Here is a 21,077-nt window from a genome sequence, read left to right on the forward strand (position 1 = left end):
TTTGAGCAGATCACATCGACACAGGAGAGATGTGGCTAAACCCCGCGTTCACGAGCTCGCTAAAGAGCTCGGAATCACTTCAAAAGAAGCACTAACCAAGTTGCAGGACATGGGCGAATTCGTTCGCTCGGCATCCTCGACCGTTGAACCGCCAGTAGCGCGCAAGCTGCGCGACGCATTCCCAGGTTCCAACGGTGCCGCTAAGCCAGCAGCTGCTGCCAAGCCAGCCGCCGCCAAGCCAGCGACCCCTGGAGCACCGAAGTCGGCTTCCAAGCCGGCTGCTACCCCAGGTGCCTCGGCCCCGAAGCCAGGCGTTAAGCCAGCTGCGGCAGCTCCGGCTCCTGCAGCCCCAGCTGCCCCAGCCGCACCTGCGGCGCCTGCAGCTCCGGTCGCGAAGGCAACCCCTGGCGCTCCATTGCCAGGTGCAGCCCCGGCACCGAAGCCAGGTGCCAAGCCAGCTCCGAAGCCAGGCGCTCCACGCCCAGGCAACAGCCCGTTCTCTTCCCAGCAGGGTATGCGCGGCGCTGAGTCCGGCGAACGCCGTGGTGGCGGCAACCGTGAAGGCGGTCGTGCCCCACGTCCAGGCGCACCTCGTCCGGGCGGTCCACGCCCAGGCAACAACCCGTTCTCCTCGCAGCAGGGTATGCGCGGCGAAGGCGGCCAGGGCGGTCCTCGCCCACCACGCGACGGCCAGCGCGGTCCACGCCCAGCAGGTGCCGGCGGTCCACGTCCGGCTCGTGACGGCCAGGGCGGTCCACGTCCGGCACGTGACGGCCAGCGCGGTCCACGTCCAGCAGGTGCCGGCGGTCCACGCCCAGCAGGCCAGGGCGCTCCACGCCCAGCCGGCGCAGGTGGCCCACGCCCAGCAGGTGCCGGCGGTCCACGCCCAGGTGCTGGCGCAGGTACCACTGCAACCCCGCGCATGATGCCTAACCGCACCGATCGTCCAGCGCCAGCAGGCGGCGGACGTCCAGGTGCAGGTGCCGGCGGCCGCGGTCGCCCAGGTGGCGGCAGCGGTGGCGGCAGCGGTACCGGTGGCGGCTTCCGCCCAGGTGCACCACGCGGTCGCGGTGGCGTTGGCGGTGCTTTCGGCAAGGGAGGCGCCGGTCGCGGCAAGCAGCGCAAGTCCAAGCGCGCAAAGCGCCAGGAATTGGAGCAGATGAGTGCTCCGTCATTGGGCGGCGTGAATGTTCCACGCGGCAACGGCGACACCGAGATCCGTCTGCGCCGCGGCGCGTCGATCACCGACTTCGCTGACAAGATTGGCGCGAACCCAGCAGCACTGGTGACCGTACTGTTCCACCTCGGTGAAATGGCTACCGCCACCCAGTCGCTGGATGAGGCAACCTTCGAGGTGCTCGGCGAAGAGCTGGGCTACAAGGTGCTTGTCGTCTCCCCTGAGGACGAAGACAAGGAACTGCTCGAAGGCTTCGGCCTGGACCTGGATGCCGAACTTGAGGCTGAAGGCGAAGACGTGCTTGAAGAGCGCGCCCCAGTCATCACCATCATGGGCCACGTCGACCACGGTAAGACCCGACTGCTGGATGCTATCCGCAAGTCGAACGTTATCGAGGGCGAGCATGGCGGCATCACCCAGCACATCGGTGCGTACCAGATCAACCACATCCATGAGGGCCGCGATCGCGCAATGACCTTCATCGATACCCCGGGCCACGAGGCGTTCACCGCCATGCGTGCCCGTGGTGCCGAGGTCACTGACGTGGCCGTGCTGGTTGTCGCCGCGGATGACGGCGTCATGCCGCAGACTGTGGAAGCACTGAACCACGCACAGGCTGCCGGCGTGCCGATCATCGTCGCTGTGAACAAGATCGATAAGGAAGGCGCCAACCCTGACAAGGTCATGGGCCAGCTGACCGAATACGGTTTGGTTCCAGAAGAATACGGTGGCGACACCATGTTCGTGAAGGTTTCGGCACTGCAGAAGCAGGGCATCGACGAGCTGCTGGACGCTGTCCTGCTGACCTCGGACGTGCTTGAGCTCAAGGCCAACCCGGACAAGTCCGCTCGTGGCGTGGCCATTGAAGCGAACCTGGATAAGGGCCGCGGTTCGGTTGTTACCGTCCTGGTCCAGTCCGGTACCCTCTGCGTTGGCGACACCATGGTGGTGGGCACCGCCCACGGCCGCGTGCGTGCAATGTTCAACGAGAACGGCGAAAACCTCGACGTGGCACTGCCATCGCGTCCGGTACAGGTCCTGGGCATGTCCTCGGTCCCGCGTGCTGGCGACGGCTTCCTGATCACCGAAGACGAGCGCACCGCCCGCCAGATCGCTGACAAGCGCGAAACCGCAGAGCGCAACGCAATGCTGGCCAAGCGCCGCAAGCGCATCACCTTGGAAGACTTCGACAAGGCTGTTGCCGATGGCAAGATCGATACCCTGAACCTGATCCTCAAGGGTGACGCTTCCGGTGCTGTTGAAGCACTGGAAGACTCGCTGATGAAGATCGAGGTCGGCGACGATGTGCAGCTGCGCGTGATCCACCGCGGTGTCGGTGCGATCACCCAGAACGACGTCAACTTGGCAACCGTGGACAACGCCATCATCATTGGCTTCAACGTCCGCCCAGCCGAGCGCGTGGCAGAACTGGCCGACAAGGAGGGCGTCGACATGCGCTTCTACTCGGTCATCTACTCCGCTATCGACGACATCGAGAATGCGCTCAAGGGCATGCTCAAGCCGGAGTTCGAAGAAGTGGCCCTCGGCACCGCCGAGATCCGCATGGTCTTCCGCTCCTCGAAGTTCGGCAACATTGCCGGTTCGATCATCCGCTCGGGCACCATCAAGCGCAACACCAAGGCTCGCCTGGTACGCGACGGCAACGTCGTGGGCGACAACCTGAACATCGATTCGCTGCGCCGCGAAAAGGACGATGTCACCGAGGTCCGCGAGGGCTTCGAATGCGGTATCGGCCTGGGGTCGTTCAACGACATCAAGGAAGGCGACATCATCGAGACCTTCGAGATGCGCGAAAAGCCACGCGACTAATTGCCGACAAGCAATTAGCAGTGTGACTCACTGATTCGTGGGCGTTTGACCGATAAGCTTTGGTCAAGCGCCCACGAGTTTTGAACCATTAGGAGAAAACCATGGCTGATTCAGCCCGCGCCGCACGCCTGGCTAAGCGCGTACAGGTCCTCATGGCCCAGTCGCTGCGCAACGTCATCAAGGACGAGCGCATTGACAACGTCACCGTGACCGACGCTCGCGTCACCAACGACCTGCAGCACGCTACGGTGTACTACACCGTCTTTGGCGATGACGAGATGAAGAAGGACATCGCCACCATGCTGGAAAAGCGTGGCGGTGCCCTGCGCAAGGAATTGGGCCGCAATCTGACCATCCGCCTGACCCCGACGCTGGCATTCGTCGCCGACGAAATCCCCGAGGGTGCCTCGCATCTGGAGGAATTGCTGGCCAAGGCCCGCGAGAAGGACGCCGAGGTTGCAGCTCTGCGCGAAGGCAAGGACTTCGCCGGAGACCAGGACCCGTACAAGAAGGACGAGGACGCCGAAGAAGCCTAAGGGTTTCTGGGCTTCATCCTGACTGGAGCAACGCCCCGGCCAGCACGCATTGTGTGCTGGCCGGGGCGTTATGCGTTGGCCTCGATTACCCCCACAGCGAAGCGCGAATCCCTGCCGAAGGCTGGTCGCCGGGAAGATGGTGGGATAGCGTGATCAGAAACCGCCGGATCCGACCAAAGGTGCAGCACATGCCAGAATTCACCACAACATTGAGCGCAACCGGCGGGAACAACGTGGGCATCGTGGTTCCCGATGGCATCGTGCTCGGATTCGGCCGCGGCAAGCGCGCGCCGGTCATCGTGTGCATTGACGGGGACTACACGTACCGGAACAGCATTTCCTCCATGCACGGGCAGTTCCTCATTGCATTCAGCTCCGAGACCCGTGCTGCCACGGGCAAGGGTGCGGGCGATGAAATCAGCGTGAAACTCGAGCTGGACGAAGAGCCGCGCACCGTCGAAATCCCCGAACCGCTGGCCGTGCTGCTCTCCGCCGAGCCAGAGCTGCTGGACGCCTGGAACAAGCTGTCCTACAGCAAGCAGCGCGGCCACGTGGACCCCATCGTGGCTGCCCGCGGCGAGGACACCAGGACGCGCCGGGTCGAGAAGGTCATCAAGACGCTGCGCAGCCACTAGCCTGCCGGGGCCATGCCCGCTGAGCCAGCAGGCCAGCCAGCCCCGGTCGCAGTCGGCAGCAGCGTGAGCAACCCACCGGTGCCCCGGAGCTACTGCACGGTGAATTGCAGGCGCTGCCAGCCGCTGGCGCCATTGGGCACCGGGTTAGCTTTCTCGCTGGTCTGCAGCGTGCCCTGTGCATCATAGGCGCGGACGGTTGCCGAGTGCGTTCCGGGTGCTGCGTCCTTCCATACGAAGCGCCACTGCCGCCAGGTATCCAGCGAGGCTTCGGTCGCCAGTTGGGCATCTGCCCACGGTCCGTCGTCGATCTGCACCTGCACACGCGAAATGCCCCGGGTCTGCGCCCATGCAGTTCCGCCCAAGACGACTTCTCCGGCAGGCACCTGGGCGAACGGGCGAGGGGTATCGATGCGGGAAGACATCTTGATTGGACCGCGTTCGGACCAGCCGCGAGTAGTCCAGTAGGCCGCCTTGTCCTGGAACCGCGTCACTTCCAAATCGACCACCCATTTGGTGGCCGACACGTAGCCGTAGAGACCTGGAACCACCATGCGCACCGGGAAACCATGCTCGAAAGGCAGCGGCTCGCCGTTCATGCCGATGGCCAGCAAAGCCATCCGGTCGTCGGTGAGCGCTTGGAGCGGGGTGGAGGCACTGAAACCGTCGTGCGAAGTCGAAAGCACCATATCCGCGCCGGCCTGCGGAACCGCGCGCTCCAGCAGCTTACGCAGCGGGTAGCCCAGCCATTTCGCGTTGCCTACCAGATCGCCGCCGACGGGATTCGACACGCAAGTGAGCGTCAGATAGGTTTCCACGAGTTCTTCGCCCAGCAGCTCGTCGAAGTTCACGGTGAATTCCTTCTCCACCATGCCGTGCACGCGCAGCGACCACTGGTTCGGGTCGATCTGCGGCACCGAAAGCGCGGTATCGATGCGGTAGAAATCCTGGTTGGGAGTCACGAAGCGGGGCATGTCCGCTACTTCTACCTGCACACCTTCGGGCAGGGGTTCCGCCTTGGTCCGGGCCGCAGGCAGGCGCAAGGCCTTGCGTGCGGCGGCGGCCATATTCCGCGATGCCGACAGCGAGGTGGAAACACCGGTGGAGACGGCCGCGGCGGCCAGGGACAGGGCTGCGCCTATCAAGAACTTCCTGCGGCTTGGACCCGTCGCGTTGGCGCCCTCGTCCTGCCTTGGGGCCGCGGCCACAGCCAGCCGGGTCAGCCACTGCAGAAGCCCGATACCGGCGATCGCGCCCAGTACCGTCGGGATGATATCCAGCAGGCTGGTGGAAGCACGAGCGGCCACGGCACTGGAGAGCAGTACGGCCAAGCCGATGATGGCCGTGCAGGCCAGCGCAAAACTTCGCTTGGCGATCAGGCCGATCATCGCCGCCAGGACTGCGGCGGCTGCACCGATGGAAATGAATAACGCCAACTTGTCATTGGTCCCGAAGGTCGCGATGGCGAAGTCCTTGAGCCATGGGGGAGTCAGGTCGATAATGGCTGAACCCAGCGCGAAAAACGGCGAGGATGCATTGTTGAAAAATGCCGAGGCGAATTGGGCCACGGCAAACATGATTGCGGCCGAGCAAATTCCAGCCACCGCGTGGAATACGAGTTTACTGCTGCTGCGCTTCTGCCAAATGCCCACTGCCACTCACCTCATGCGTTGCGGTCCATGTTCCCCTGCAGAATGCAGGGGAACAACTTCTCACAGTGTTTTCGGAACGGGCAGCATTGCGGATTGGAACAGGCTACAAGAACTTCCGCACGCTCACAGCGATTGGACCATGATGGGGTCTGTTGTAGGGGCAGGGGAGCCGGTGGCCGGCTCGACCGTGATCCCGAAGTGCGTGATGCCCTTCATTGGATCCGAAACCATGATCATGCCGTTGGCATCACCGCCGGTGAGCATTCCCGCAGGAACCGCCCCTTCTGCCGAGATCAGCCACAGCTCGTAGCCTTTGTCGCTGGACAGGGCTGGCATGCCCGAGGTGGACACCGCCATCAGGCCTTCGTCGGCAGAATAGGACAGCGTGATTCGCGCGCCGTCGTCCAGTGTCTGCGTTTTCGACTTGGCATCCGGGGCAGCCAGGATCCGGCTGAGCTCTTCTTGATGCGAGGCCATGGCGGCCATCCGGCTTTCCAGCTCGCGCTGCTGGGAATTCTGGTTGATGGCCAAGCCGCCCAGGGCCACCGCTGCGAGCAGCAGGACGCCGGCGGCCAAGGCGAAGAAGCGCTGCGGGCCGCGTTCTGCGCCAGGTTGCGGGGCCTGGTGCGTTGCAGTGGTTTCGGTTTCCCGTTCAGCAGGAGCAGCTGGTTCAGCAGGAGCTATTGGGTCCTGTGCCTGGACGCCGTCGTGATCGAGGGCCGTCTCCTGCACAGGTGCCAATTGCTCGGTAGTGCGGATAGCGGCCATGATGTTGTTCTTCAGCCGGGCCGGAGGATTGACCGGTTGCGCTGACAAGCCGAGCAGTCCAGCAGTTTCCTGCAGGGCATCCAGTTCCCGGCGTGCCTGGGCAGAGTCGGGACCCCCATGCTGGAGGGCTTCGCGTTCCTTGTCTTCCAGAGCATCCAGGGCGAAGCTGTCGGTCAGCTCGTTCTCGTGCTTGTCCATTACGCCGCTCCCATCAGTTCTCGAAGTTTGCCCATTCCATCGCGTATTCGCGTTTTCGCGGTTCCCACCGGTATTTTCAGCAGCTCTGCGACTTCCGTGTGGGTGTATCCGCCGAAGTAGGCCAGGTGTATCGCCTCGCGTTGCGGGGCGGTGAGCCGCTGCAGGGCTTGGGCTACGCGCATGGTCTCGTCGTGCAAGATGGCATTCTCTTCCACGTCGTCGTAGCTGTCCTGGAATTCCTTGATTCCAACGCGCAAATCCCGGTCCTGGCTCGCTTGGCTTGCTCGCACCCGGTCGACGGCCCGGCGGTGGGCAATAGTCAGCAGCCATGATGCTGCCGTGCCACGCGTCGGATCAAAGCGCCTTGCCTGTTGCCACGCTTCGACAAACACTTCCTGGGTGACTTCTTCGCTCTGTGCATTATCGCGAAGCACCCGCAGCACGAGTCCGAAGACCCGTGAAGCCATGGCATCATAGAGCGATTCGAAGGCAGATTCATCTCCCAGCGCGACCTGTTGCAGCAGGACGTCTGGCGTTTTCACGGAATCGTCTTCCATGGCATCGAGTCTATTGGAACTCATGAATCCTAGGGTCTCATGCATCTGTGGCTAAGCGGCTATCTGCTGTGGCGTGGCGTTTGGCGAAAAGATCCGTCCAAGGGAACCAGGTTCCCGTTGCACCGGCGAAGGTGATGCCTGGAAGGTATTCCATGCACCACCTTCATGCCAGCGGCCTTGATGATTCTGGCGATACTACTTCTTTGCCGGTGGCATCAGGACGGTGTCCACCAGGTACACGGTTGCGTTGGCGGTCTGCACGCCGCCGCAGATGACCGAAGCCCCGTTGACTTCCAGATCGTCGCCGCTACCGGTGACTTCCACCTCTTCGCCCTGGACCGTTGCGTGGGTTCCGGGAAGATCATCTGGTGCAATCTGGCCGGAAACGACGTGGTAGGTCAGGATGCTGGTCAGGGTGTCGGCATCCTTGGCAACTGCGGACAGGTCATCCTTCGGGATTGCCGCGAAGGCGTCGTCAACCGGTGCGAAGACGGTGAATTCGCCGCCATTGAGGGTATCGACGAGATCGACATCAGGATTCAGCTCACCGGAGACTGCAGAAGTCAGGGTGGTCAGCAGCGGGTTGTTCGAGGCAGCGACGGCCACTGGATCCTGGGCCATTCCGGCTACCGAGCCATCACCGGTCGGGACTGCTTCGGCGTAGGCCGCGCAACCCTTGCCCACAAGATTGCTTGCTGGATCCATTGCCGATTCGCTGGCCATGGGCGAGCTGCTTTCCGAGGCGGACGCCGTGGGCGATTCCATGGTTTCCGAACCGGTCGAGCAGGCGCTCAGTCCCATGGCGGCGACTGCGATGAGCCCGAATGCTCCAGCGACTTTGCTGTATGTGCGCTTCATGATTTTCTCCTTGCTTCGCCGCGACTGATGTCGTCGGTCCTTTTCCTGTCCGTGCGGATCAGGTTGTCAATGAGCATTCGGGGCAGGTTGCCCGACGGATTGGATTCTCTTGGAAATTTTTTTTGCGTCTTGCTGGCAGGCCGTGAAGCTGCCGGATCCGCGGGCTGGCGGGCCCGGTCCCGGAGCATTGCCGGCTCATGGAAATAGGCTGCAAGTGGGATCTGCCACGCTTGGAACCAGCGACAGCCTTATTCTCTGCACAAGCCATATACTGGAAGGCGTGAGTAAAGCCGGGCAGAACACGCAAGAGCAGGCCTCAGGCCTCGTATTAGTCGACAAAGAGCAGGGAATGACCTCCCATGATGTGGTCGGTCGCATCCGCAGACTTGCAGGGACTCGAAAAGTCGGCCACGCCGGCACCCTGGACCCCATGGCCACCGGCGTGCTGGTTATCGGCGTGAACAAGGCAACCCGGCTGCTGACCTACATCGTCGGCCACGACAAGACCTATACCGCCACCATCCGGCTGGGGCAGAACACCGTCACGGACGATGCCGAAGGCGAAATCATTTCCGAGCGCATCGCCGCAGCGGTCAGCGACGAAGACATCGAGCGCGAGATCGCCCAGCTGCGCGGAGACATCGAGCAGATCCCGAGCTCGGTCTCGGCCATCAAGGTCGATGGCAAGCGTTCCTACGCTCGCGTGCGCGCTGGCGAACAGGTAGAACTCAAGGCCCGCCCGGTCACCATTTCGCGGTTCGAGATCCATGAGGTGCGCCGCGAAAACGGCGGCAAGATCCTCGACGTCGACGTCACGGTATCGTGCTCTTCTGGAACCTACATCCGGGCGTTGGCCCGCGACCTGGGCGAAGCATTGAACGTTGGCGGGCACCTGACGGCGCTGCGCCGTACCGAGGTGGGCCCATACAAGATCGAGCTCACCCGCACCCTGGAGCAGCTGGCCGGGGAATTCGAGATTCTCCCAATCGAAAAGGCTGCTGCCGCGCTGTTCCCGAACCGCACGGTCAGCGTCGACGAAGCCGTGGAATTGTCTTTCGGCCGCACCATCCCCGCCTCGCATCTGGGCATGGACATTGCCGAAGGCCAGACCGTTGCGGCTTTCGCTCCCAATGGCGTGCTGGTCGCACTGCTGGAAGACAAGGGCGACAAGGCGCGTACGGCCTTGGTCTTCACCGCTAAGTAATCCCGAAAGGAACTGGCTTGATTGCCGTCAATGGATTCTTCATCGCCGGAGCGGTGGTCTGCGCACTGGCATTGCTGGTGGCAGTTATCGCAACCGCTATCCGCAAGCACCCGGATGACTGGGCGCTGATCGGTGCGGTGGCTACCGAGCTTTTCCTGATTGCCTACGGCATCGCGGCCGCGATCCGCCAGGTCGGGGGAAATGCGGTGCAAGGCGACCCGGTGGAATTCTGGGGCTACTTCATCACAGCGCTGATCATGCCGCCGGTGGCCTTCTTCTGGGCGATCAGCGAGAAGAGCCGTTGGTCCAACGCCGTGCTGGCCGCGTCGGCCGCCGTCACCTTCGTAATGGTGTTCCGCATGGAACAGATCTGGCAGTAGGAGTACTCACATGGGTGAAAAGCCGCGAAATTCGCGAATCATGCAGGCCGCTCAGGCGCGCAGCACCAATAAGGCCCCCAAGCCAAGCCGGTCCACCGGACTGGGCCGGGTGATCATTGCCGTGTACGGCATCCTCGCCCTGGCGGCGAGCGTGCGCGCGGTGTACCAGATCATGAGCAAATTCGACGAAGCGCCGATAGCCTACAGCCTGTCGCTGTTTTCTGGCCTGGTCTATATCCTTGCCACATTCTCGCTGTCTTCAGCCAAGCGTGGTGCCTGGCTGGTTTCGCTCTGGGCGGTAGCCGTTGAATTGGCAGGCGTGATCGTGGTCGGCATCTTGTCGCTGACCCACCCCGAAGACTTCGCCCATCCCTCGGTGTGGAGCGGTTTCGGCGAAGGATACGGCTACGTTCCACTGGTGCTGCCGATTGTCGGCTTGTGGTGGCTGTACCGTAACCGTAATGAGCGTCACGCCTAAAGACGTGCAAGAATTACCACGGTGGGTTTTCCATCCACCGCAGCAGAATTTCTGAAGGAGCAAAGTGCACTATTGGAAGGGCTTGGATGCCGTCCCCGCGGATATGGCTCCCACTGTCGTGACCATTGGCAACTTTGATGGTGTCCACCTGGGCCATTGCGAGGTGCTGGATGCAGCTGTCGCGCAGGCCAAAGCGCGCTCGGCTCAATCGGTAGCGATCACTTTCGACCCGCACCCGGCGCTGGTGCACCGTCCCGATGATGCTCCTGAATTGATCATGGGTCTGGCTGACCGCGTGGACACCTTGGCCAGCGTTGGCCTGGATGCCACGCTGATGATCCACTACACCCTGGAATTCGCGGACCAGAGCGCTGAAGAGTTCGTTCGCTCCATCATCGTAGAGAAGCTGAATGCCGTGGCCGTTGTGGTCGGGCATGATGTGCGTTTTGGCCGCGGCAATTCCGGGGACTTCAGCTACATGCAGGAACTGGGCACCAAGTACGGTTTTGAAGTCATAGGTGTCGAAGACGTAGGGGACAAGCGCCGCTTGTCCTCGACCTGGGTCCGTGAAGAACTAGCCGCCGGCAATGTCGAAGCTGCCGCCGCGATCCTCGGCCGGCCGCACCGCATGCGCGGTGAAGTAGTCCATGGCCATGCCCGTGGGCGCGAGCTGGGATTTCCCACCGCGAATCTGGACACCGAAGCCACTGGCATCATCCCCGCCGATGGGGTCTATGCCGGCTGGGTGATCGACGAGGCCGAGGTGCGTTGGCCAGCAGCAATTTCCGTCGGGTCGAACCCCACCTTCGATGGCGTCTCCCGAGTGGTTGAAGCCCACGTGATTGACCGCCCCGAAGAAGGCGTGGAAGATTTCGATCTGTACGGACAGCAGATTGTCGTTGAGTTCATTTCCCACCTGCGTCCGATGGTTGCCTACCGCGGCATCGAAGCCCTCATTGAGCAGATGACCGAGGACGTTGACCAGGCCCGTGCGGTGCTGGCTATAGAACGCCACTAGGAATCATGGCTGAGATACCATCATTGCCGCAGAGGGCCTTCGTCGTGGGCGCCCAGCGCCGCGATGAATTAGCTTCCGCTTTCCAAGCCGACGCTGAAAGCTATGACAAGATCCGTCCTTCCTATCCGCAGGAAGCCTTGGAATTCACGCTGCAGCACCGACCGGTGAGTGCCATTGACATCGGTTGCGGTTCGGGGATCTTCACCGAACAGCTCATCCGTGCAGGCCTGGAAGTCAGGGCCGTAGACCCATCGGCAGAAATGCTCTCGGTCCTGTCCAAGCGGCTGCCAGCGGTCGAGGTAACCTGCGCCGCAGGTGAAGCGACCGGCTTGGAGGCCGATAGCGCTGGCCTGGTGACCTATGCCCAGGCATGGCACTGGGTGGACCACCCTCAAGCCAGTGCCGAAGCGGCCCGATTGCTCCATGATGGCGGTTGGCTCACCCTGCTGTGGAATCAGCTGGATGTCGCCATTCCCTGGGTTCACCGCTTGGCACGCATCATGCATGCCGGCGATGTGCACCGGCCCGAGCTGGAGCCGCCGTTGGGACCGCAGTTCCAGAAGGCGGAGCATGGCATCTGGCATTGGTCCATGGAACTGGATTTCCACGAGATCGTCGAGCTGACCAAATCCCGCAGCTACTACCGCAAGTCTTCAGAGACTACCCGCGCCAAGGTGGAAGCGAACTTGGCCTGGTATTGGCAGGAGCATCTGGGGCACGAGCAGGACGCAAAGGTGCAGGTGCCCTATCTCACCCATGCCTGGAGGTCCCGCCGGCGCACCCGTCGGTGATATGATTGACGATGGTTCTCGCTGCAGTCCGCGGTTGCGAGTTTCCGCCGTGAGCGTCTCGACGTTCGCACCGACTTATGAACGCGGTCCAACTCTAGGAGTTTGTTATGGCATTGGATGCCACTATCAAGAACGAAATCATCAAGGCTTACGCTACCCACGAGGGTGACACCGGTTCGCCTGAGGTTCAGATTGCCGTCATGTCCCGCCGTATTTCGGACCTGACCGAGCACCTGAAGATGCACAAGCATGATCACCACACCCGCCGTGGCCTGATGGCTCTGGTTGGTCGTCGTCGTCGTATGCTCGGCTACCTGAAGAACACCGACATCGAGCGTTACCGTTCGTTGATCGAGCGTCTGGGCCTGCGCAAGTAGTCCTCTGCTTCAGAGCAAGAAATTCCCCGTCTCCGCTTCAGGAGTCGGGGATTTTTCTTTGCCTCCGGACCTTGGCAACGCCGTTCATGTGTTCGCTATTTGCCGGCACGAATCAAGATCAGTAATCGACAGAGGCAAGAATCGGATGAATTCCTGCTCTCCCAAGCTCATCCCGCAGGCAAGCACATGACGGAACAGGCGTCGGAGCGACCTTGGACGCACCCGCTAAGGTTTCCCCGGATTAAATTCCGCCCCGAATATCTCGGTATCTGACCTTCCTGTGGAGCCACGTACCGTTGGGCTAAGGCTAATGAGCCATCCCGCGACATTTTCCGAAACCTGAAGGTCACTTTGACCTCAGGTTTCTTCTCGTTTCTCCAGTTTTCCATGCCCTTTCCGAGGCGCCGCCGAAGTGGTTGCATGGCTACCAAGCACGGAAAAAGCGCGAAATAGAGGGGAACAGGGATGAATAATTTCAAACGGTTGAACTTTCGTAGCATGGGCACGGCGGCGGGGCTGACGGCAGCAGCGTTCTTTTTAGCCTCATGCACTGCGTCAGCTCACGGCACGGATCTTGAGAACCCTGACGGCACAATAACCGTCCGCTACGAAGGAAGCGCCAATACCGTGATCCTTCCGGAGCTGGCTGAAGACCTGGGCTACCTTGACGGTGTGTCCTTGGAATGGGTTGGCAACAACTCCAGCGGGCCCTCGGCGATCCAGAACACGGCCACCGGTGCCACCGAGATCGGCAGCGCGTTCTCCGGAGCAGTGGTGAAGCTGCAGGAAGCTGGATCGCCTGTCACCGCGGTGGTCTCATCCTATGGTTCCAATGCAGACTACTTTGTCGGGTTCTACACGAGCGAAGACAGCGGCATCGAAGAACCGAGGGACCTCATTGGCAAGACAATTGCAGTCAATACTTTGGGCGCTCATTCTGAAGCGGTCGTTAGCAGCTATCTGAAATCCGAAGGCCTGACGCCGCAAGAGATCGAGCAGGTGCAGCTGGTCGTTTTGCCACCTACCGACACCGCACAAGCTGTTCGCACCCATCAGGTCGACGTTGGCGCTCTTTCCGGGGCTTCCCAAGTGCATGCAGTGAAGCAAGGCGGCTTGCGAGAAGTTTTCAGGGACACGGAAGTCTTCAGCAACTTTGATGCCGGAGAGTACGTCCTTCGGGATGATTTCATCGCTCAATACCCTGAAGCAGCGCATTCCCTGGCCACTGGCATTGCCAAAGCAGCGGACTGGGCTTCGACGCATCCGCGCGAAGAGGTCATCAAGAGATTCACCGCAATCGTTGAATCCAGGGATCGCGGAGACGACGTTGAAGCCCTGCAGTACTTCAACGGCTATGGCTTGGGCGAACACGCAGCCATCGAAGACGAGGACTTCAGCAGATGGGCGCAATGGCTCAACGATGCGGGGATTATCGAAGGAGAAATCACCCCCAGCGAGTACTACACCAACGAATTCAACGACGTCGCAAACGAAGGGCAGTAATCGCGCATGTCTACCATTGAGATCAAGAACTTGGGCAAGAAATTCCTCCGCTCCGGATCGAGTGAAGATACTGCCGTCACGGCCATTGAATCACTGGATCTCCGGATCCAGGACGGAGAATTCTTCACCCTTGTCGGCCCCAGCGGATGCGGCAAATCCACTCTTCTGGATATCTTGGCCGGGTTGGCCGCGCCAACTTCGGGCGAAGTTCTCGTTGATGGCGAGCCGGTTTCCGGTCCCAGCCTGGAACGTTCAGTAGTCTTCCAGCAATACGCGCTCTTCCCATGGCTCACGGCAGTGGCCAATGTCGAGGTGGGGCTGGAGAGCCAGGCCCGTCGCGGTCGGGGACTGGACAAATCGGGAAGGCGGATCCGCGCTAACGAATATCTGCGACTCGTTGGCCTGCAGGGTGTGGAAGACAAGTACCCCCATGAACTATCCGGCGGCATGCGTCAACGCGTGGCCATAGCCCGTGCCTTGGCCCATGAACCCAAGGTGCTGCTGATGGATGAGCCGTTCGCCGCCCTGGATGCCCAAACACGCGAACAACTCCAGGACTTGCTGCTAGATATCTGGAGTCGCACCCGAACCACGATTGTCTTCATTACGCACGGCATCGAAGAAGCCGTGTACCTGGGGCAGCGGGTAGCGGTGATGTCCTCCAAACCCGGACGAATCAAGGAGATCATCAACATTGAACTCGACGGGCGCCACAGTGTTGATGACATCCGCTCGGCTCCCCAATTCAGCGATTACCGCCATCGCATCTGGACGCTGCTTCACGAGTCCGCTCCCAGTGCCGGCAAATCGCCGGTGAGCCACAAGTCGCTCGTTTCTCCAGGAGTACCAGCATGAGCACCTTAGCCGTACCGGACCAGCGCCTGCAGGGCTCCACCGGGGAGTCAAATCGGCCTTCTCCTTTCCTGCGTTTGGCCGGAAGACTGCGGTCAACGCTGTACCGTTCGGGTGCGATCATCGGTTTTCTCCTGGTGTGGGAGCTTGTCCCGCAATTCGTCCTGGAACCATCATCCCGGGTCTTTCTTCCTCCCTTGCATGAAGTACTGCAGGCACTGGGGAAGATGATTGCCTCAGGGGATCTGGGCACGCACATCCTGGCAAGCCTGGGCCGGGCGGCCGTAGGATTCACGCTCGCTGTCCTCATCGGCGTGCCCGTCGGATTGGTCGTCGCGTGGTTCTCGAAAGTCGGCGATTTCCTCAACCCGTTGCTGGAGGTATTCCGAAATACCGCGGCCTTGGCGTTGCTTCCGGTCTTCACGCTCCTTCTCGGTATTGGCGAAGTATCCAAGGTATCGATTGTCGTCTACGCGGCGTTCTTCCCGGTGCTTCTCAACACGATCCTTGGAGCACGCAGCGTAGATCCCTTGCTGATCAGGGCGGCAAAAACCTTGGGGCTCACCAGCTACGAGATCTTCGCGAAAGTTGTCTTGCCCTCGTCCGTACCCATCATCTTTACCGGCGTCCGGATGGCAGGAACGTCGTCCGTGCTGGTGCTCATCGCCGCCGAAATGATCGGCGCCAAGGCTGGACTGGGCTTCCTGATCACCAATTCGCAAGCCAGTTTCCTGATCCCGAAAATGTACGCAGCCATACTCACTGTCGCCATCCTAGGGTTCACGGTCAACGCAGCACTTGTAGCGCTGGAGCGCCACTTCTCGCGCTGGGCTCGCGCCTAGACAATCTTCCTACCGAAGGGACTACAACCATGACACGAACTTTGACTCTCAACGCGTTCTTGATGACTACCGGGCATCATGAATCCTCGTGGCGCCTGCCGCTGAGCGACCCTCTTGCCGGAACGGACATCGGCCACTACATCCGTTTGGCGCAGCTGGCCGAGAAAGCGAAGCTCGACGCGATCTTCTTCGCAGACGGCCCAGTGCTTCAAGGGCCGGTCGCCCAACGACCTGCAGGAATCCTCGACCCTGTGACAGTGCTTTCTGCCATCGCCCCGTTGACCCGGCACATTGGGCTGATAGCGACCGCATCAACCAGCTACAACGACCCCTATAATCTTGCCCGCCGCGTTGCAAGCCTGGATGTGATCAGCAATGGGCGTGCGGGCTGGAACGTCGTCACCACAGCAGGCGATGCAGCGGCGAGGAATTTCTCCCAATCCGCCCAATTAGACAGCTCGCAACGATACCGTCGCGCCGAGGAATTCCTGGAGGTGGTGAAGAAGCTCTGGGACTCCTGGGAGCCGGATGCAGTCGTTGCTGACAAGGGAAGCGGGATCTGGGCGGATCCGGGCAAGATACACTCCGCGGCCCACATCGGGGAGCACTTCCAGGTTGCTGGAGCGCTCAATGTCCCGCGGTCGCCCCAGGGGCATCCGGTGATCGTCCAGGCGGGAGCTTCGGCCGCCGGCAAGGAATTCGCCGGGCGATGGGCTGAAGCCATTTTCACCGCTCACCAATCATTTGAGTCTGCCAGGGACTTCTACCAGGAAATCAAGGACAAGGCAGCAGGTAACGGCCGAGCAGCGCATTCGGTCAAAGTCCTTCCAGGAATTGTTCCCATCCTTGGTTCCACGGAAGCCGAAGCCAATGAATTGGCGGATTCCCTGGATGAGCTCATTCTGCCGGAATACGCCAGGAATACGTTGGCCCAGCAGTTGCATGTGGAGCCGGCAATCCTTGAACTGGACCGAGAACTTCCCGCCGAGCTGGAGAATACCGTGGCCAAGGAGAAATCCACCTCCCGAAGGGATCTCATCTTGGATTTGGGTTACCGAAGGAAGCTCACAGTTCGCCAGATCATCCGGGAGCTAGGTCCTGGCCGGGGACACCAGACGTTCTCGGGTACGCCGGAGCAGCTGGCGGACCGGATCGAGTACTGGTTCAAAGCCGGAGCGGCCGATGGATTTAATATCATGGCTCCGGTCTTGCCGGCAGGTCTCGAAGTATTCACGGAGCAGGTAGTCCCGATTTTGCAGCAGCGCAAGCTTTTCCGTACCGAATACGAGCAGAGTACGCTTCGCGGAAACTACGGGTTGCCAGTACCGGCAAATAATCGCTTGGACTTGGCATTCTAGAGCCTGATAGTCGTGTACCGAAGGACGAGAGCCATTGCTCTCGTCCTTCGGTTGCCGGTGGGATCAGGCCCCGGCGGATACCGGTTGCTGGTTCAGCTGCGTCCTCCGGGAATGCCTTGGGCGATCAGCATGGAGAAACCGCAAGGAAAGTACTGGCGAGGGGAGCCGCACGAAGTTGATTCGACAGGGCTCCCACCACGGGCAGCAGCTGGTGAAAAGCAAATCGAAGTAGCGCGATTACTACCCGGCATCGCGCAAGAGCAATAAGAGCTTCATCAGCGCCAAGACCCTGGCCAAAACCAAGGCTGTCACCCGTGGCAAGAAGGGCAACGGCGTTTGGGCGCTTTCCAGGAACAAAGCAAAATCATTAGCTGCAGCTACTAAGGACGGCAAGGCGCCAGTTGGACCCGAAATCAGTGGAGGAGGCAAGAAGGGTACATGTGGCACTTCCACCCCAACAAGCGGACCCCTGACGTTCATCTCTTCTGCGGAAGCTCGACCTGGGAAAGAACTTGCACGAAGCATTGGTGCCGCCAGCTACTGTTGGCGGTACCAATAGTGCTTGAATTGGGGAACTATGACTGACTACCAAGAACTCTTGCAGGCTGCTCGTGCACACTACGGGGTTGGCGCTGCTCCACGCGTGTCGGAAGCTGCAGCACTTCTCACCTCGTTGGGTGGCAAGACCTTCGACTACTCCAGGTTCGCCGGCAACCTCATCGATGAATATGTAGACTCGGCACGTGTAGTTGCAGCCTACGATATTTCCGACCCAGAGCTCCTTGCTTCCCGGTCCTTGCCGGTTGAACGCGAAATGATGGAATGGCCTCCCGAAGAAGATGAAGACAGCTACGACGTTGTGTTCACTAAGGATGAAGAGCTGTGGAACGTCATTCAGGACGAGCTCGGTGGGATGAGGCGAGCAATTGTCTTGCTTGAGCATGCTGAAGGGGATGCAGGCGCTGTAGGCAACTTCCGTGTAGCTGGATTCGCACAGTGGCTAAGGGAGACGCTCTGGGCTGCTACCGGTGTCGTTCCGCGAGATCCAGGCTGGCCGGATGAGAGCGCCATTCTGTATGAGAAGGCTTTTGCGATGCAGGGACGGCCAGGTTGCGAACCAGACCCAATCGATTGACGAGTATTGTCGGGTCAATCCGAGACACTTTCCAAGCTGCTTGCATCACCAGCCACGCTTTCGGCAAGGGGTGCATGGCGTTGCATGGAGTACGGAATGCGTCATACAAAGTCCAGTAGAAGTCGAAAACGCTTGGATCCGCGAAGCTACACGGATCCAAGCGTTTTTTATGAGATTTCGGGCTGGGTTACGACTTAGCTCATTGTGCCTCGGCCTCGGACTCGGCGGCTGCGGCTTCAGCGGCCTTCTCCTGGTGGATCACTTCGGCCAAGAGCTTTTCCATTTCCTTGGCGACACCTGCGGCGGAAGCTGGGTTCTGTCCGGTGACCAGGCGTTCGGAGACTTGTACATTCTCTTCGAAGTTATCGGCGGCGATATGCGTGGCGCCTTGCTCGGTGAGCTTGTCGGCCAGGAAGAACGGAATGATCTTATCCTTGCCTACGGCCACTTCTTCATCGTTGGTGAATGCTGCAACGGTTTTGCCACTTAAGAGTTTCAAACCATGATGCAGCTCGACATCGAGCAGACCGGCCGGGCCGTGGCAGACTGCACCGACAACGCCGCCCTTGTTGTAGATAGCGCCGACCAGCTTTTGCAGGCCCTCATTATTGGGGAAGTCCCACATGGTGCCGTGGCCTCCCACGAGGTACACGGCGTCGTACTGTTCGGGGTCGACGACTTCAACCCTGGCGGTGTTGTACAAGCCGGCACGGGTCGTTTCGTCCTGGGTGAACTGGACCTGGACCGGGTCGTCCTGGTCCACTGTGTCGCGCGGGGGCTGTCCGCCCTTAATGGAAGCGAAGTCGACGAAGTGCCCGGAATCCCGGAACACCTTCCATGGATGTGCGGCCTCGGCGACGTTGTATCCGGTAGGTTCCTTGTCATTACCGATTTCGGAAACGCTGGTCAGGACCATGAGGATTTTCTTCAAGGTGTGCTCCTTTCGCATTCGTCCTTCCACCCTTGTACAACAGGCAGGCTGTCGCAAGGGCGATGCGCAAGTTGCCAGTTTGCTTTCCGGAATCGTGCTCCGGAGGGAGAACAAGTGGGACGTGGCTCCTGTTTCTAGCCCCGGAGCGAGTTTGGCGTGCGTTGCCAACTAAGCATGCGCTTAAAGCCAACGCCCTTGGGGCGGACTTTGCGAGAATGAATGCACCGGCCGGGATATGCCGTGCATCACTTCTTGAACCTTGGAGAGCCATCCCGGATTGGTATCTTTCGAAAGGATTGCACTCGTGAACACCGCCCCTAGCCTTCTCTTGGTCAACGGCACCATCCATACGCTGGATCCGCATGAACGCATAGTCAATGCGATGGCCGTCCGCGCAGGAAAGATTGTCGCGCTCGGAGAGGATGCGCTGGCGCTGCGTGGGCCGGAAATGGAAATTATCGATCTGGACGGGGCCACGATCATGCCCGGGCTGATGGACGTGCACAATCATCACATGCTTGCCGGGCAGATGGACCTGTTCGAGCTCAACGTTCCGCCAACTCTCAACCTGGACGAGTTCCTGGAGGCAGTCGCGGTCTGGTCGGATAAGCTGGCTGCGGACCAGTGGGTCATCGGTGGCAGCTGGGGTTCGGGCCTGTTGAGCGAGATCAATACGCCCCAGGCACTGGCGCGGCTGGATCAGGCCACCGGCGGCCGGCCGGCCTTGCTCAAGGATGATGCTAAGCACAACCGATGGGTGAACAGCCATGCCTTGGAGCTTGCGGGCATCACCGGCGCGACCCCTCACCCCGAAGGCGGGGAAATCATGCGGGATGCCGAAGGCCGAGCCACCGGCGTGCTGCTGGAAGCCGGCGGGGTCATTGTCGAACAGGTCCGCGAATCAATGAGCCCCACGCCGACTTGGCAGTTGGCCGAAGCGGCATCGCGGGGCATGGAAATACTGCATTCTTACGGCATCACCGGTTTCCAGGATGCTGCCGCCTCCTTGCAACTCATGCAGGCCCTGAAAGAACTCGATGAATCCGGGAATCTGCACGCCTGGGTGGTTTCCAGCATGCAGGCCAATGACTTCATTTTCGGGACCCATCCGCTGGGCGAGGGGATCATTGCCGAGCGCGAGCAAACCAGGTCAACTCATCACCGCCCGGATTTCATCAAGATCTTCCTTGATGGCGTTCCGCCGGCAGGGACCGGAGCCTTCATCGAACCGTATCTGGAGGGTGCGGGATTCCCTGAATGCCATTGCGGCAACACCACAATGCCTCCAGAAGAACTCGAGGGCTGGCTGATGAGCACGGCGCGGCGGGGCATTTCCGCGAAGATCCACTGCACCGGCGATGCTTCGGTGCGCCTGGTCCTGGACACAGTCCAGAAGGTGCGCGATGCAGGTCTGGGCGACCCGAATTACCATATCGCCCACGGCCAGTTCATTCACCCGGATGACCTGCCGCGCTTTGCAGAACTGGGAGTCACCGCGGATATCTCGCCGTCACTGTGGTTCCCCGGGGTGATTACCGAAGCCATGAAACTCGTCCTTCCCGCCGACCGGGCATCCAAGATGCACCCGAACAAGACCTTGCTGGCCACCGGGGCGCTAGTTGCCGGCGGCTCGGACTGGCCGGTGAGCGTTTCCCCGAACGCCTGGGAGGGAATCTACGGTCTGGTCACCCGCAAGGATCCTACCGGAGCTTTCCCCGGAACGCTCTGGGAGGAAGAAGCCGTGACCTTGGCGGATGCCTTGCGCATCTACACGATCAATTGCGCCAAAGCGATGGGACTGGATGACCTGACCGGGTCGCTGGAAATCGGTAAGTCCGCTGACTTCATCATGCTCTCGGCAGACCCGTTTGAGGTGCAACTCGAAGAGCTGCCGCAGATCACTGCCCAGCAGACCTGGTTCAGCGGGCAAAAGGTCTACGACCGACTCGGATCCTCGAGCGTGCCGGTGCGCTAATCGCCTGCCCAGCACGTTGTTCTCA

General features: G+C 60.8%; 20 protein-coding genes. 15 read left to right on the forward strand and 5 right to left on the reverse strand.

The window, feature by feature from the left end:
- The first annotated feature begins 31 nt into the window (after positions 1-31).
- From infB to ACWICV_RS12605, 3 genes are all read left to right on the forward strand, one after another.
- Positions 32-3,007 (forward strand): translation initiation factor IF-2, encoded by a 2,976-nt coding sequence (infB, locus tag ACWICV_RS12595; protein ID WP_133832994.1) that lies wholly within the window; start codon positions 32-34, stop codon positions 3,005-3,007.
- 101 nt (positions 3,008-3,108) lie between these two features.
- Complete coding sequence (gene rbfA / locus ACWICV_RS12600; protein WP_105657282.1) at positions 3,109-3,543, forward strand: 30S ribosome-binding factor RbfA; 435 nt, start codon at positions 3,109-3,111, stop codon at positions 3,541-3,543.
- A 188-nt stretch (positions 3,544-3,731) separates the two neighbouring features.
- Positions 3,732-4,178 carry a YdeI/OmpD-associated family protein gene (locus ACWICV_RS12605; protein WP_454091105.1) on the forward strand — a complete coding sequence of 149 codons (447 nt, stop codon included), beginning with the start codon at positions 3,732-3,734 and terminating at the stop codon, positions 4,176-4,178.
- 89 nt (positions 4,179-4,267) lie between these two features.
- Here ACWICV_RS12605 and ACWICV_RS12610 read toward each other — a convergent pair whose 3' ends face one another.
- The 4 genes from ACWICV_RS12610 to ACWICV_RS12625 form a co-directional block, all read right to left on the reverse strand.
- Positions 4,268-5,752: a molybdopterin-dependent oxidoreductase gene (locus ACWICV_RS12610; protein WP_400290574.1), complete on the reverse strand. Its 1,485-nt coding sequence runs from the start codon at positions 5,750-5,752 to the stop codon at positions 4,268-4,270.
- A gap of 198 nt (positions 5,753-5,950) precedes the next feature.
- On the reverse strand, positions 5,951-6,793 hold the full coding sequence (locus ACWICV_RS12615; RefSeq protein ID WP_454091106.1) for an anti-sigma factor: 843 nt from the start codon (positions 6,791-6,793) through the stop codon (positions 5,951-5,953).
- Complete coding sequence (gene sigK, locus ACWICV_RS12620; protein WP_286172043.1) at positions 6,793-7,374, reverse strand: ECF RNA polymerase sigma factor SigK; 582 nt, start codon at positions 7,372-7,374, stop codon at positions 6,793-6,795. The genes ACWICV_RS12615 and sigK overlap by 1 nt, the downstream gene beginning before the upstream one ends.
- A 171-nt stretch (positions 7,375-7,545) precedes the next feature.
- Positions 7,546-8,208, reverse strand: a complete 663-nt coding sequence (locus ACWICV_RS12625; RefSeq protein ID WP_105657286.1) for a fasciclin domain-containing protein — start codon at positions 8,206-8,208, stop codon at positions 7,546-7,548.
- A 280-nt stretch (positions 8,209-8,488) separates the two neighbouring features.
- Here ACWICV_RS12625 and truB point away from each other — a divergent pair, with 280 nt between their 5' ends.
- From truB to ACWICV_RS12680, 11 genes are all read left to right on the forward strand, one after another.
- On the forward strand, positions 8,489-9,412 hold the full coding sequence (truB, locus tag ACWICV_RS12630) for a tRNA pseudouridine(55) synthase TruB (protein WP_105661834.1): 924 nt from the start codon (positions 8,489-8,491) through the stop codon (positions 9,410-9,412).
- Positions 9,413-9,429: 17 nt separating this feature from the next.
- Positions 9,430-9,792 (forward strand): hypothetical protein, encoded by a 363-nt coding sequence (locus tag ACWICV_RS12635; RefSeq protein WP_105657288.1) that lies wholly within the window; start codon positions 9,430-9,432, stop codon positions 9,790-9,792.
- 10 nt (positions 9,793-9,802) lie between these two features.
- A complete protein-coding gene (locus tag ACWICV_RS12640; RefSeq protein WP_181148828.1) occupies positions 9,803-10,270 on the forward strand; it encodes a hypothetical protein in 468 nt (155 codons plus the stop codon).
- 64 nt (positions 10,271-10,334) lie between these two features.
- Entirely contained in the window at positions 10,335-11,288 is a 954-nt protein-coding gene (locus ACWICV_RS12645) for a bifunctional riboflavin kinase/FAD synthetase (protein ID WP_105657289.1), read from the forward strand.
- A gap of 5 nt (positions 11,289-11,293) precedes the next feature.
- Positions 11,294-12,079, forward strand: coding sequence for a class I SAM-dependent methyltransferase (locus ACWICV_RS12650; protein ID WP_454091107.1), 786 nt, complete (start codon positions 11,294-11,296; stop codon positions 12,077-12,079).
- Between the two features lie 107 nt (positions 12,080-12,186).
- On the forward strand, positions 12,187-12,456 hold the full coding sequence (rpsO, locus tag ACWICV_RS12655) for a 30S ribosomal protein S15 (RefSeq protein WP_013348393.1): 270 nt from the start codon (positions 12,187-12,189) through the stop codon (positions 12,454-12,456).
- A gap of 627 nt (positions 12,457-13,083) precedes the next feature.
- Positions 13,084-13,959 carry an ABC transporter substrate-binding protein gene (locus ACWICV_RS12660; protein WP_400290389.1) on the forward strand — a complete coding sequence of 292 codons (876 nt, stop codon included), beginning with the start codon at positions 13,084-13,086 and terminating at the stop codon, positions 13,957-13,959.
- A gap of 6 nt (positions 13,960-13,965) precedes the next feature.
- Positions 13,966-14,814 carry an ABC transporter ATP-binding protein gene (locus ACWICV_RS12665; protein ID WP_105658237.1) on the forward strand — a complete coding sequence of 283 codons (849 nt, stop codon included), beginning with the start codon at positions 13,966-13,968 and terminating at the stop codon, positions 14,812-14,814.
- On the forward strand, positions 14,811-15,653 hold the full coding sequence (locus ACWICV_RS12670) for an ABC transporter permease (protein ID WP_105658236.1): 843 nt from the start codon (positions 14,811-14,813) through the stop codon (positions 15,651-15,653). The genes ACWICV_RS12665 and ACWICV_RS12670 overlap by 4 nt, the downstream gene beginning before the upstream one ends.
- Before the next feature lie 29 nt (positions 15,654-15,682).
- The gene (locus ACWICV_RS12675) at positions 15,683-17,011 is read left to right on the forward strand and encodes an LLM class flavin-dependent oxidoreductase (protein WP_454091108.1); all 1,329 of its coding nucleotides are present in this window, start codon (positions 15,683-15,685) and stop codon (positions 17,009-17,011) included.
- Positions 17,012-17,588: 577 nt separating this feature from the next.
- Positions 17,589-18,146, forward strand: a complete 558-nt coding sequence (locus ACWICV_RS12680; RefSeq protein ID WP_400290395.1) for a hypothetical protein — start codon at positions 17,589-17,591, stop codon at positions 18,144-18,146.
- Positions 18,147-18,345: 199 nt separating this feature from the next.
- On the opposite strand, the gene ACWICV_RS12685 is transcribed toward ACWICV_RS12680, so the two are convergent.
- Positions 18,346-19,077, reverse strand: a complete 732-nt coding sequence (locus ACWICV_RS12685; protein ID WP_133832988.1) for a type 1 glutamine amidotransferase domain-containing protein — start codon at positions 19,075-19,077, stop codon at positions 18,346-18,348.
- 304 nt (positions 19,078-19,381) lie between these two features.
- On the opposite strand from ACWICV_RS12685, the gene ACWICV_RS12690 reads away from it, so the two are divergent.
- Positions 19,382-21,052 (forward strand): amidohydrolase, encoded by a 1,671-nt coding sequence (locus ACWICV_RS12690; RefSeq protein ID WP_454091109.1) that lies wholly within the window; start codon positions 19,382-19,384, stop codon positions 21,050-21,052.
- Positions 21,053-21,077: the final 25 nt, after the last annotated feature.

Source organism: Glutamicibacter sp. NPDC055354 (genome assembly GCF_053644955.1).

Excerpts from the sequence above, each read along its gene's own strand:
- rbfA (WP_105657282.1), top strand. The coding sequence starts at position 3,109 with ATGGCTGATTCAGCCCGCGCCGCACGCCTGGCTAAGCGCGTACAGGTC.
- ACWICV_RS12605 (WP_454091105.1), top strand. The coding sequence starts at position 3,732 with ATGCCAGAATTCACCACAACATTGAGCGCAACCGGCGGGAACAACGTG.
- ACWICV_RS12610 (WP_400290574.1), bottom strand. The coding sequence starts at position 5,752 with ATGTTTGCCGTGGCCCAATTCGCCTCGGCATTTTTCAACAATGCATCC.
- ACWICV_RS12615 (WP_454091106.1), bottom strand. The coding sequence starts at position 6,793 with ATGGACAAGCACGAGAACGAGCTGACCGACAGCTTCGCCCTGGATGCT.
- sigK (WP_286172043.1), bottom strand. The coding sequence starts at position 7,374 with ATGAGTTCCAATAGACTCGATGCCATGGAAGACGATTCCGTGAAAACG.
- ACWICV_RS12625 (WP_105657286.1), bottom strand. The coding sequence starts at position 8,208 with ATGAAGCGCACATACAGCAAAGTCGCTGGAGCATTCGGGCTCATCGCA.
- ACWICV_RS12640 (WP_181148828.1), top strand. The coding sequence starts at position 9,803 with ATGGGTGAAAAGCCGCGAAATTCGCGAATCATGCAGGCCGCTCAGGCG.
- ACWICV_RS12650 (WP_454091107.1), top strand. The coding sequence starts at position 11,294 with ATGGCTGAGATACCATCATTGCCGCAGAGGGCCTTCGTCGTGGGCGCC.
- rpsO (WP_013348393.1), top strand. The coding sequence starts at position 12,187 with ATGGCATTGGATGCCACTATCAAGAACGAAATCATCAAGGCTTACGCT.
- ACWICV_RS12665 (WP_105658237.1), top strand. The coding sequence starts at position 13,966 with ATGTCTACCATTGAGATCAAGAACTTGGGCAAGAAATTCCTCCGCTCC.
- ACWICV_RS12670 (WP_105658236.1), top strand. The coding sequence starts at position 14,811 with ATGAGCACCTTAGCCGTACCGGACCAGCGCCTGCAGGGCTCCACCGGG.
- ACWICV_RS12675 (WP_454091108.1), top strand. The coding sequence starts at position 15,683 with ATGACACGAACTTTGACTCTCAACGCGTTCTTGATGACTACCGGGCAT.
- ACWICV_RS12680 (WP_400290395.1), top strand. The coding sequence starts at position 17,589 with ATGACTGACTACCAAGAACTCTTGCAGGCTGCTCGTGCACACTACGGG.